General features: G+C 57.5%; 9 protein-coding genes. 3 read left to right on the top strand and 6 right to left on the bottom strand.

Translation table 11 applies throughout. The annotated features are described in order from the left end of the window. The first annotated feature begins 468 nt into the window (after positions 1-468). The 3 genes from PWG15_RS16675 to PWG15_RS16685 are packed head-to-tail and all read left to right on the top strand — an operon-like array spanning position 469 to position 5,357. Positions 469-3,594 (top strand): hypothetical protein, encoded by a 3,126-nt coding sequence (locus PWG15_RS16675; protein WP_275021642.1) that lies wholly within the window; start codon positions 469-471, stop codon positions 3,592-3,594. Then, positions 3,591-4,058: a hypothetical protein gene (locus PWG15_RS16680; protein ID WP_275021643.1), complete on the top strand. Its 468-nt coding sequence runs from the start codon at positions 3,591-3,593 to the stop codon at positions 4,056-4,058. Before PWG15_RS16675 ends, PWG15_RS16680 begins: the two co-directional genes overlap by 4 nt. Then, on the top strand, positions 4,059-5,357 hold the full coding sequence (locus PWG15_RS16685; protein ID WP_275021645.1) for a 5'-methylthioadenosine/S-adenosylhomocysteine nucleosidase family protein: 1,299 nt from the start codon (positions 4,059-4,061) through the stop codon (positions 5,355-5,357). 311 nt (positions 5,358-5,668) lie between these two features. Here PWG15_RS16685 and PWG15_RS16690 read toward each other — a convergent pair whose 3' ends face one another. The 6 genes from PWG15_RS16690 to PWG15_RS16715 form a co-directional block, all read right to left on the bottom strand. Continuing rightward, positions 5,669-6,100: an ATP dependent DNA ligase gene (locus PWG15_RS16690; protein ID WP_342457041.1), complete on the bottom strand. Its 432-nt coding sequence runs from the start codon at positions 6,098-6,100 to the stop codon at positions 5,669-5,671. A 251-nt stretch (positions 6,101-6,351) separates the two neighbouring features. Continuing rightward, a complete protein-coding gene (locus PWG15_RS16695; protein WP_275021646.1) occupies positions 6,352-6,969 on the bottom strand; it encodes a TerC family protein in 618 nt (205 codons plus the stop codon). A 247-nt stretch (positions 6,970-7,216) separates the two neighbouring features. After that, entirely contained in the window at positions 7,217-8,653 is a 1,437-nt protein-coding gene (locus PWG15_RS16700) for an aldehyde dehydrogenase family protein (RefSeq protein ID WP_275021647.1), read from the bottom strand. 4 nt (positions 8,654-8,657) lie between these two features. Next, a complete protein-coding gene (locus tag PWG15_RS16705; RefSeq protein WP_275021648.1) occupies positions 8,658-10,349 on the bottom strand; it encodes a thiamine pyrophosphate-binding protein in 1,692 nt (563 codons plus the stop codon). Beyond that, entirely contained in the window at positions 10,346-12,025 is a 1,680-nt protein-coding gene (locus PWG15_RS16710; protein ID WP_275021649.1) for a thiamine pyrophosphate-binding protein, read from the bottom strand. The genes PWG15_RS16705 and PWG15_RS16710 overlap by 4 nt, the downstream gene beginning before the upstream one ends. A 9-nt stretch (positions 12,026-12,034) precedes the next feature. Next, entirely contained in the window at positions 12,035-12,559 is a 525-nt protein-coding gene (locus PWG15_RS16715) for a 2-keto-4-pentenoate hydratase (RefSeq protein WP_275021650.1), read from the bottom strand. Positions 12,560-12,771 lie beyond the last annotated feature (212 nt).

Genomic DNA, 12,771 nt, shown 5'->3' on the forward strand with positions numbered 1-12,771 from the left:
CGTCCTCAGTTCGCTCGGTTCCTGGGCGCCCGAGGAACTACCGCCAAATGATCGAGAATGGCAGGTACATGTCATTCATTCGAGCGCCCGCTGAAGACAGAGGCACGCTTCTTCACTGCCCACGCAGTGAAGGTGCTCACCCGGGTATTTGACGGAATCGATGCGATGAAGACGCAACGGGGCGAGTCGTTGATAACGGAGCCGAGGATAGCCTCCGCGGACTGCACTTTTCGAGGTCAACGAGCCTCTCACGTACAATGCCGCGGCGGAGAATAGTTCGCCTACGACTACGAATCTATCACAAGGATATTTCTGCGGCCCTATCTTCGAGGCCGCGCTTAATAGCCTCCGATCGTAACTCCGACAGGTCGTCGACCGCTTCAGTAGCCCGCTGCGCTGTTTGTGCCAACAGCACCTATTGCTTGCTCAACGAGAATCTGCGCTTCTGACTCCACTTAGGAGTGAATGATGCAAGCTGCAAAAAAACTAGATCTGAAGAACATCGCTCGCGGGGAGATTGGGTACAGATCCTTTAGATGGAAGATTGCACAGAAAGTCTCGGATGCCGCCGCATTCCTGAGCCTCGGAAAATTTCTGGCAAAGAAACTCCTCCAGATAAAACCTGACGAAAATTTCACAGCGCTTGAGCTTTCCAATAAAGATTTCCCTCTTTTGGCCGAGTTGAACTCAAGCGATAGAGGAACTGTCAGCTACCTAAGCCTGGTTTGCGAATACGTAGAGTGCAATATCGACCTCTACCAAGACGTCGAAGGTTTCGACAGATTTCTCTCTACCGCCGTCCTGACAGGAGGCATGAACAAAGAAGTTACGACGCAGTTCACGCATAACAAAAGGCGCTCACAGTCGGTCTTTGTGATGAAGGCCTACTGCGCGCTGTTCGGAGACAGCAACGAGAATATCTCGAAATACTTTGGATCTGGGCTCTACGCGGATTGGCTCCGGCGGCGTCTGCTGTATCCGCTCAGCTACTATTTTACGGCCGAAGCGGAATCCCTGCACTTCGACTTCTTCCTGCGGCAAATTTATGCAGATACAAAAATCCTAAACATCGAAAGAGAGATCGTACAGACGCTCGTTGATGACAACCACATAATATCATCATCGGCTCCGTTCATCTTCTACCTAGCCCTGCTGACCCACCCATATGACGCTGTAATCTTGGTCGCGCGCTACTACGAATCTTTGGCCGCCCGAGCGAAGGACCCATCGCCGGAAGCGCTGCGGCTACTCACTCAATTGGCAAGCGTAACATCCAATTCGCGCCTTCAAAGCATCGTCGATCATTTTCTTGGCACCAAACTGCGCTTCGAAACGTGCCCTGCTCCAAGCCTTTTTGGACACTTGGAGTTCTCTCAAGAAACCGCCGAATATTATCAAGGCATCGTTTCGCTGGACGCTTCGGACGGGCCCGTGATTCGTGGCCCGCTCCTGGAGACGCTTCACCGATTGCGATTCGAGAAGTACCCGGACCTCGCGGACTTCCACGACGCCACTGCATGGGCTTCAAGATATGGGTTTTGCACGGCCGGCCGATTTCTCAGGGTGGTGATGACGTCGCTGTACATGTGGCCACGCAGAGGCCTCGGTACGGAGTTTACCGACCTCTTTGCGCACGTCGAGGTATTCGGGACGTTGACGTCTTGGACTGCCGCGTCGCCGCGTGGATACGCGTTTCTCCGCCTTTTGGCGGCAAGAGGCAGGCTGGATCAGCCCATTGAGAAGCTGGAAGCGGCCGTCGACAAGCACATCGCCGACATGGTCCCGGCGGACAGGCGTTGGATAAAGCTCTTCCACTGGGGGCAGCGAAATAACGAAGCCAATTTCCGCTTCCATGAATGGTTCAGCAGCATCCGCTCGTCCATGCCTCTCTTCGGAAGCCAGAGATACTTGTCGGGAATTGATTGGGCGGTCCTCGATGAGATCATCCAGACATTCCGGATCAAGCCCTTCCTCGATAACCGGGACGCGATCTTTGTTCTTATGCTGCGGCAGAGCGAGGAACGAAGACACGATTCAGCGATTTTGCGATTTGCGCTCGAACCCTGGGCCTCACGCCATCCCAGCGTCGCAAAATTTTCTGAAGACCTCGCTACGGAATATGGTCGATCGTCGATCGTATTTCTCAGACGTTTTCTGTCACCGGATGAAATCCTGCACCTCGACCTCGAGAACAACTTCACCGCCGCGGTAAGCGAGCGACTGAACGCACTGGAACGTCTCGTAAAGACTTTCAATTTTTCGGAAGAGACGATCAGCGAGCAGGAGCTCGAGAAAGAGCAGAAGGCTGTTACAAGTGTCCTCTCACTCATGAGCGTCAACGCCAATCAATTCGAGATAAACTGGGACGCAATTCGCAATGAAGCGCTCGCGGCCACCGCAGACATCTTTAACGCCTACCTGCCTCTTTCCGTAAAATACAACTCGCTGGATATCATCTCGCAGGCCACGACGAAGTTCGTCCACATTTTCTCGAACAAACAGACTGGGCAGTTCGTCCTGAAGAATAATGAGAACCATGTGGCACACATGGCGTTTCAGGCCATCGACGTCTTCCTTTCAAATCCAGCGCACGGCATAGAGTCCGTTCTCGCCATCCGTATCCGACACGACAACATCCGCCGTGAGTTCGATCGAGCGCTCGAGGCTGTCCGTCTAGCACTCAATCTTAGAATGCCTGTCAAAAACGCGATCCTGTCTCTCTACAAGGACGCCGTCTCCGGACAGGTTCGCGAATGGGTCCGCAAATACATGCATACCGGACGTGTTTCGCCCGAGACCGCATTGTTCAACTTCGTTCCCAGCCAGGCCGACGTCCATTCCTTTGTAACGCGGTTTGCCCAGTCCAATTCCCAAGAAGATCTCATCGATGGTGTCATCGAGTGGATCAGATCTCGTCTCGATGCGCACCTGGCAAAGGCGCGAGTGCTTCTATCAGAGGAGCTCACCGACAATCTGAAGATGGTCATTGAAGAAGCCTCGGCCGAAGCCCGGCTAACGCAGACGTCTTTGAATGTCCGCGCGGCCCAACTAGCGGTCTTGCAGGCTGTCCACCGGACTGCAGGTGAACTCGGAGAGTGGTTCAAGTCGCCCGCATCTGCACGGGCCAAGTCGATCAGTTTCAAAGAACTGCTCCTGGCAGTCGAGGGGCGCTTCGAACACGAGGTACGCAAGGGAGAGCTCGGTTTTTCGCGTCTATCCCCGGCCTTCGAAAGGGTTGAAGTGCTGCCTCAGAACATCAGAAATCTCTTTGTCGCCATGTCCGAGTTGACGCTAAACGCGGTGAAGTACCGATGCGATGAAGACACCAGGGTCCGCGTGAAGCCAGTCGCGACAGCGGACAGAATGATGGTCTTGTTCTCATCTCCAAGGCTCGGCGACAACGAACCCAAGCGGACGCTGGAGGGCAGGCCATCCGGCAGTTACACCGAGGGGATTTTCAACAGCGGCAATACAGGACTTGAGAAGGTGGCATTCCTGGCAGCATCGGTCGTCGGCGAACAAACAGAGATCACTGTCTTCAAGAGGCGTCGAGGTTTCCACGTCTTGCTTCCAATCGGGAACTATGCGGCATGAACATTCTGATCGTTGAAGACCGCGATGAGAAGTTCGGCGACATCGTGAGTGTAGTGCAACCTCACCTTTCGGGTGGAGTGGAACTGCACCGCTCCACAACTGCCGTTTCGGCGGTAAACGAACTGAAAACGAAGGACTGGGCACTCCTGTTATTGGATATGTCCATAGACATCCGCGGCGGGACTGTGAACGTCTCCAGGGGCGGCCACGCAAATCTGGGGGGGCTCGACATCATCGAGTACCTCTTTCTGTTCGAAGTCAACCTTCCTACGATCATCATCACGGGCTTCGACTACTTCGAAGCCGCAAGGGCAGACGAGCGGATGGCTGAGTTGGTTGGCCTCGACGAGATCGGAGCCACGGCTCGCAACAAGATCGGCACGAACTTCCTCGGCGTGGTTCGCTATCAGGACGCGGCATGGAAGCAGGAGCTTCAGCGGCTTATGAGCATTTGGAGAAAGTAGATGAAGGCTCTTATCGTACACGACAGGATGGAAATTGCTGAGCAGATTGCCGACCTCATCGTGGAGTGTGGATCTGATCGCGGCGATGTTGTCATAGCTGAAGACGTTCGGTCGGCCAGTTCGGAACTCAGGCAGCGGATGTTCGACATCGCCATCATCGACTTGACGCTCCCCTACAAGAAGGGGCGCGGAAGTCCGAGCTATGAAGCCGTGGAGAACATGCTGGTTGAGATTTTCGAAACTGACACCCTTCACATTCCGGCGGACCTCATCGGGATCACGAAGGAGCCGAGCGCTGTGCAGGCCGTGTCTAAGTTGATCGGCTCGCATGTTCTCGCGGTGATCGAAGAAGATGACGAAGCAAACTGGAAACGCGAGCTCCTCGACAAACTGCTCTATGCGCGAAGGGTTGCCAAAGCCCGCCAGGAGAGCCTGAACAGTCAATACGACGTAGATCTGTGCGTCATCACAGCGTTGGACTCCGAACTCGCCGTCTACAGCGACAGATTGACACTGGTCGAGGCAGACGGCCTTCCTGGTGCCCGGAAGTTCATGTTCACGACCTCCGACGGCAAACCCCGCAAAGGGGTAGTGTTTGCGGTCGGGCGTGCCGGACAGGCATCAGTCGCGTCCGCGACCCAGGTCTTGCTGTCGCAGTACCGACCGAAGCTCGTCGTCATGTCCGGGATCTGTGGGGGCATCAAGGGAAAAGTGAAGCTGGGAGACGTTGTGGTGTTCCAGCAGGTGTTCGATTGGGACTACGGAAAGTGGGCTATCGAGAAGCACGAGGTCAAACAACCTGGCGTTACGGACGTAGAGATCAATAACCCGGATGGCACCGTGACTTACGGGCGGCGCACGTTCTTGGCTCGTCCGACGCCTTTGGCCCTAGACCAGGTGCCGGTTACATCTTCGTGCAGGGCGCTCAAGAACTCAGGCTTCAAATTTCCCGATGAAGATCTAACAGTCATTAAGGGTCTCTCAAAGGAGGAGATCGGCGTCCCTGATATCCATTACGGCCCCGTAGCCTCGGGCTCGGCCGTGATCGCTGACGAATTCATCATGCCCCGGATCACTAGCCTCAACGAGGACATCCTGGCTGCGGACATGGAGTCATACGGATTTTACTATGCTGCCAAGAACACAAACGTCGTCAAACCGATGTTCTTTTGCGTGAAGGCGGTTTCAGACTATTGCGATCACAAAAAGAACGATGGCATCCAGAAAGCCTGCAACTTCGTCTCGTCCAAGATCGCATTGCATCTCAGCGACACGATACTTACGTCGCAATCGCAGTGAGGCATGAGGGCAGGCGGGCGCTTGTCTGAGGAAGTGCCCGCCTGACCTTTCGAGGTAAAATAGCCCGCCGCTCGGGGAGGCGGACGCTGTTCGTTCGGGCCAAAAGGCGGAAGCCTTCCAACCGCCAAACGGGGACCTTGACGTGGACGTCGACCGTCGCCCGTGCCTCGGTTCCGAATAGGCCTCCCCCATCTTCACGCCTGAGCGTGTGACTGGCGTGTCAGGCGGCCTTCGAGAGGCCGATGTAACCAATCAGATCTTCGTTGGTCAGTTGGTCACGAGGAGCAAATTGTGTTTCTCCGCGAACCGGATCAAATTCCGTCCTGCGTCCAGGCGCGATACTCAACTTCGGCGACCAGAAGTGGCCGCGCAAAGACGGCTCCCTTGCGCTTCCACTTCACGGCCGAGCGTTCCGCGGGGATCGCATTGAGCAGTTCGCGAAGCTTCGCTGGCTCCTGATTGCTCCACCCAGTTCCGCAGCCGCCAACATATACGAGGCCTTCGCCTTTCCTGGCTGCCAGCAAAAGTCTGCCGATCGCGCCGAGCACGATCGACGGCTCGTATCCGGCGATCACGAAGCTGTCGCACGGAGCGCACTTGATCTTCAGCCGCTCCGGTCGGCGACCCGACCGATAGGGATTGTCCCGCCGCTTCGCGATGATGCCTTCGAGCCCTAACTCGCAAGCGACACGGAAGAACTGCTCGCCATCGGCGTTGACGTCCTCGGAGAAGCGGATTGGCACGGTTGATCAACTCGAGCTGCCGTCGGCGCTTAAACAACGGGAGGTTCCTCAGATCATGGCCATGGATATTGAGGAGGTCGAAGGCGCAAATCACCCGGCTGATCTGGAACATATCCTGAACAAGGAAATAGTCAATTAACGCGAGAACAACAATCGCAATGCGCGATGCGATCTTAACTATCGTCAGCTCGCCTTTAGTTCCTTTGACCGCCCCCTGCGGCACTGAAAGGAAACCCCCTCAGTTCCCAAAATCAGAGCACGGCAGCTTGAACAAACGGCGCCAACTCCAGCGTGCCGCGGTAGATCATGTCCAAAGAGACGTAGAGGATGATCGCAAGGCCGACGTACGCGATCCACCTATGCTTGGTAAGCAGGCGAGCGATCAGGTTGGCGGCAATTCCCATCAGCGCGATCGAGAGTCCAAGACCGACGATCAGGACGCTGGGGTGCTCGCGCGCGGCTCCGGCGACCGCCAGCACGTTGTCGAGCGACATGGAGACGTCCGCGACGACAATCTGCGTGGCGGCCTGAAGGAAGGTCTTCCTCGGCGCGCTCTCGTCCGCCATTGCCTCTTCGTCGCCGTGACTTGCCCGCAGTTCGCGCCACATCTTCCAGCAGACCCACAACAGCAGCAACCCGCCCGCCAGCAGAAGGCCGATGATCGCCAGCAGATGCACAGCAACGGTGGCGAAGGCTATTCGCAGTACCGTGGCAGCGAGGATACCCACCATGATCGCCTTCTGGCGTTGCTTCGGCTCCAGACCTGCAGCGGCAAGACCGATCACCACGGCATTGTCGCCCGCAAGAACCAGGTCGATGGCTATAACCTGAATCATTGCCGACAGACCGGCGGCCGTGAACATGTCCATGCGATTACCTCAGAGTTACAAGACAGGGTACGGGGGAAGTCGGAACTCAGGACTCAACCGAAAGCGGAACTGCCCCGGTGACGATGGCGGCGAACAGCATCACGACCGCCAACAGCGCCGCTCACTTGAGCGTGAATCTCTGGTGGGCCCCGAACTCAACCTTGGACAGTCCCGTCAGCACACAAGCAGCGGACTCTCCGCGACGAAAAAAGGGGCCCTCGACGGCCCCCTGTCCGTAGCGTTTGTATCAGGCCAGCGTGTAAGCCGTCTTCACCGTCGTGAAGAACTCATTGGCATACCTGCCCTGTTCGCGTGGACCAAAGGAGGAAGCCTTGCGGCCGCCGAACGGGACGTGAAAGTCGACGCCGGCAGTCGGCAGATTGACCATCACCATGCCCGCTTCCGAGTTGCGTTTGAAGTGGGTAGCATGCTTCAAACTCGTCGTGGCGATGCCGGCCGACAGCCCAAACGGGGTGTCGTTGGCAACGGCAAGCGCCTCATCGTAGTCTCTCACCCGAATGACGCTTGCAACGGGTCCGAAGATTTCCTCTCGGCTAATGCGCATCTGGTTTGTCGCTTCGGTAAATAGCGTGGGCTGAAGATAGAAGCCGGGCGTTTCGCGCTTAACTAGTTCGCCACCGAAGGCAAGCTTGGCGCCTTCCGACTTGCCGATTTCGATGTAGTCGATGTCAGTCTTCAACTGCTTCTCGTCGACGACAGGGCCGATATGGGTGCCTTCCTTTAAGGCATTGTCTACGGTGAGCGACTGCAGCCTCTCAGTCAGGGCCGATACGAAGCGGTTGTGAATGCCTTCGGTCACGATCAGTCGCGACGAAGCCGTGCAGCGCTGGCCGGTGGAGTAGAAGCTGGAATTGGCGGCAGCTTCGACGGCAACGGAAAGATCGGCATCATCCAGCACGACCATCGGATTCTTGCCGCCCATCTCCAATTGGAACTTGCGGTTATGTTCGATTGAGGAGAGCGCCACCCGCCTGCCAGTGGCGGTCGAGCCGGTGAACGTCACGCCAGCAAGGTCCGGGCTGTCCAGCATGGCCTGTCCAACCACTGAACCGCGGCCCATGACAAGGTTTAGCACGCCCTTGGGCAGCCCGTTACGATGCAGGATGTCGACGATCGCCCAGGCACAACCGGGGACGAGATCAGCGGGCTTGAAGACGACGGTATTGCCATAGGCCAAGGCTGGGGCGATCTTCCAGGCAGGGATGGCGATCGGGAAATTCCACGGCGTGATGATACCGATGACGCCGAGCGGTTCACGGGTGATCTCAACGCCGATGTTAGGCCGGGCGGACGGTACAAGCTCACCCGCCAGACGCAGGGTTTCACCTGCGAAGAAATCAAAAATCTGTGCGGCGCGGAGCACTTCACCGGTGGCTTCCGGCAAGGTTTTTCCTTCCTCCCGCGCGAGCAACTTGCCGAGTTCATCCTTGCGAGCAAGAATTTCATCGGCCGTCTTCTTCAAAACCGAGTTGCGCTCCAGAATTCCGGAACGCGCCCAAGACGGGAAGGCAGCCCTTGCCGCTGCAAGAGCCATCTTGACCTCGTCGACGGAGGCGCGCGCGTATTCGCCCACCACATCGTTCGTATCCGAAGGACTGATGTTCTTGGAAGCATCAGTGCCGATCCATTCGCCGGCGATGAGGTTATGGTAGATCTTGTTCATGTGTTCATCCCATCCATTGACTTACGGGAGCAGCAGCCTCTTGCAGCGGCTGCGTTGCGATATCGAGGAGCACCGGATGATCGGCCTCGAAGGCGGCACGCATTCGGATCTCCAAGTCCGCTGGGTGCACAATCTTGTGCGCCTCAATGGCATATGCCTCGGCAATGCGAGCGTGATCCGTCTGTGAAAAGTCGACCGAGAAGTAGCGTTCGTCATAGCCAGCCTTCTGTGAGGCTTTGATCCAGCCGAAGGTCGAATTTGCCAAGACGATTATCACCAAGGGTATCCGCAACCGTGCGACCGTTTCGAGTTCGCCGGCCGTAAAACCAAAGCTCCCGTCACCCATTATCGCCACGACCTTGCTATCGGGTCTGGCGTACCAGGCGCCAATCGCCGCCGACAGGGAATAGCCCAGTGCTCCATGGGCGCGGTTCGTCAGGAAGTAGCGTCCGGCCTGTCGGATTTCAAAATAACAGGAGACATAGGGGCACGGAGTTCCCGGGTCGGCCACCACGATCGTTTCGGCAGGCGATGTCCGGTTAAGTGCAGAGAGAATTGCTTCCGGTCGGATTGGTTTGTCATCACCGACGGAAAGATCGGCAAGCCTCTTGCGTTTAGCGTTTCTCGCCTCGGACGCACGATTGCGTGATGCGCCTCCTTCCGGGGCATGGTGCCTCGCAAGGATTCGGCAGAGTTCAGCAAGAGACGCCTTCGCGTCTCCGACAAGGGCGGCCGACACCAGATAGTTCGCCCCGATGACGGCGGGATCAATATCGAGATGGACGATCGGTACTTCGCGAGACGGCACGCGCCAATTCTCGGTGGTAGTAGATCCGGCACGGCATCCGATGAACATGACGAGGTCGGCGGCTTGAACGACCGCACGTGTCTCGAGGGTTCCCCCATTGGCGCCGACCACACCCGCCGCCAATTTATGGCTGTCAGCAATTGTTCCCTTGCCGGTTACGGTCGTGCAAACCGGCGCCTGAAGGATTTCTGCCAGTGCGGCCAATTCCGCAGTGCCTTCTGACGCAAGCACGCCGCCGCCGCAGATCAGCACCGGACTCCGGGCGTTGCGCAACAGTTCCGCAGCCAGTTCGATTTCTTCTCGCGCTGGGACGGATCGGTATGCGGGAGCGCGGTCATGCCCAGGCTGCGCCCAGATCGATGACGCTTCGAGAGACTGTTTCTGCACGTCGTAGGGCATGCAGAGATGCGTCGCGCCTGACCTGCCCGTCGTCATGGAACGGAAAGCGTGTCGAACCAGGCTCGGGATCTGAGACGGCAGGTCGGCCGTCCCGTTCCATTTCGTCAGGGGCCCGTAAAGCCGTTGCTGATCAAGTTCCGTCAGCGGATAGCGGTCGCGCGAAGTTACCGGAACGTCCGATGTAATGCCGAGCACCGGTACCGAAGATTCATTGGCTTCCACGAGGCCAGGCAACAGATAGGTCGCACCTCCGCCGCTTGGCCCTTCGCATACGCCGACCTTGCCCGACACCTTCGCATAGGCTTCCGCCATATAGCCGGCGCTCCGTTCGTCACGGGCAAGAACGTGCTGCATTCCATGATCGAGACGGTGCAGGGCGTCATAGAAGGGCAGACTGGTGTCGCCGCACAAGCCGAAGATGTATTGAACACCGTTCGCCGCCAACATTTCGACAAGGGCCTCGGCTCCACTAACAGTGTCGTTCTTCATCTTGCCAGTGCCGCCTCTCTGATTTGGGTCAGGGAGCGGTTCGCGGTCAGGGCATCAGGATCGGTCTTCACATGAATAAGTGCGAGTTTCCCGGATTTTTCGGCACGCCGGAAAGCATCTGCAAATTCGTCGGTGCGGTTTACGAATTCAGTATGCGCGCCAAAGGCCGACGCCATCACACAGAAGTCCGGATTGACGAGTTCGGTTGCAAAAGGCCGCGAAGGATAATGCGTTTCCTGATGCATGCGGATCGTACCCAGCATGCCGTTGTCGACCACGACGAAAATCGGTTTGGCATCGTATTGGACGGCCGTTGCCATTTCCTGGCAGGTCATCATGAAATCACCGTCACCGGCGATGCACACTGCCGGGCGATCCGGGAAGCGTAGCTTGGCAGCCACCGCTGCCGGCACGCCGTAGCCCATGGAACCGCTTGTGGGTGCTAACTGGGTTTGAAGCTTGCGGTGGCGATGAAACCGGTGCAGCCAGGCGGAGAAATTCCCCGCCCCGTTCGTCATGATGGCATCGTGAGGAAGATTGTCCCGAAGCCAAACGATAATATCGCCCATGTTGACGTCGCCGGGAACCGGCCGGGGTTCTTGCCAGGCCTCATATTCCTGGCGGGCCTGTGCCGTGCGTTCGGCCCAACCCTTACGTTTTGACACAGGTAGGCCTGTCAGCATCGTTGCGAAGCCCTGCGGCGTCGCGTTGATGGAGAGATCGGGAATGTACACTCGCCCGAGTTCTTCCGCTCCAGCGTGAACATGAATCAGCTTTTGCACCGGCCCGGGTACCGAAAGGAATTGGTAGCTGCTTGACGCAACCTCCCCCATGCGGGTTCCAAGTAGAATGACGAGGTCGGAATCCTTGACCAATCTTGAAAGCGTGGGATTCACCCCGAGCCCAATCTCACCGACGTATGAGGGGTGATCGTTGTTAAATTTCTCTTGGCGCCGGAAAGCAGCGACCACGGGAAGACCATTCTTACCAGCGAAATCCTCGACTGCCGCCTTTGATTCATCGTCCCAGCGACTACCGCCGACGATCATCAGGGGGCGCTCGGCTTCTGAAAGAAGCCTGGCGAATTCGTCCATCTGCTCTGCAGAAGGCGAAAGCTCGAAGGATTTGACAACACGCGGGGCAACAAGTTCTACGGCGTCAACCAGCATGTCTTCCGGAAGGGCCAGCACGACGGGACCCGGCCTGCCTGCCATAGCGACAGCGAACGCCCGGGATACGAATTCGTGGACCCGATCGGCGCTATCGATCTGAGCGACCCATTTCGCCATCTGACCGAACATGCGTCGATAGTCGATTTCCTGGAAAGCTTCCCGCTCCGTAGCATCCCGGCCGACCTGGCCGATGAACAAGATCATCGGCGTCGAATCCTGGAAGGCAACATGAACGCCTGCGCTGGCATTTGTTGCCCCTGGACCGCGCGTCACCATGCAGATACCTGGCCGCCCCGTTAGCTTTGCATCCGCCTCGGCCATCATGGCAGCACCGCCTTCGTGACGGCAAGTGATTGTCTCAACTTTGTCTGACACGTCGGAGAGCGCATTCAGCACGGCGAGATAGCTCTCGCCGGGGACACAGAAAATCCGGTCGACATTCTGCGCCACGAGGCAGTCGACCAAGTGCTCGGCACCCGTCTTCGATCTCTTTTCCATAGTCATCGAATTCTCTCAATCTTTCTTCTGGGCGGCGATCTTCAATCTCAGTGTTCCGTCGGAACCAAAGTCGATGGCCGCCTCGTCTCCCGGAGCAACCTTGTGAACGCCAGTCGTTGCACCGGTCGCGACCCAATCACCCGCTTTGAGGTATCGTCCGCGCTCGGCCAGGTTGTTCACCAGAAAGGCCAGCGAGCCAAGGATGCCGCCCGTCGGAAGACGGGAAGCCCCGCCTTCGCCTACCAACGTTCCGTTGACGAAGGTGCGCGCCGTCAATGTCTCCCAGGAACGGCCTCGCCAATTGGCTATTTCGGGTCCGATCACCACTGCCGCATTGTTTCCGTGATCGGAGATAACCGCTGTCGGCCCAAGATCGCTCAGGGTTGGAAGTGGACTGCCAGCGATTTCTGACGCGACATGCAAAGCCGCAATCGAAAGAAGAAGGTCGGCTTCAGAGCGATCTTGACCGTAAAGCCGGATGTCGCGTCCGATCCGGATAGCGAACTCGGCCTCAACCGCCGCAAATCCGCCTTCGATCACCGGAACCTCGATCGCAGCATCGCCGGATGTCGTTGCATCGGCAACTCGAACGATCGGGCCAGCCAGGCGCGCCGCCCCCAAGCTATCTCTGAGCTCTGGCTTGATCGCAGCAACCTTCCAGCCTGCAAAAGGACCGCCAACGCGAAGCTCGTCTTCCTGAACAGAATAGGCGTCGGCGAGCGTCAGTGGTTGTGCTCCGGGGAATGCGCCAA

Source organism: Ensifer adhaerens, from assembly GCF_028993555.1.
Lineage (GTDB): Bacteria > Pseudomonadota > Alphaproteobacteria > Rhizobiales > Rhizobiaceae > Ensifer > Ensifer adhaerens_I.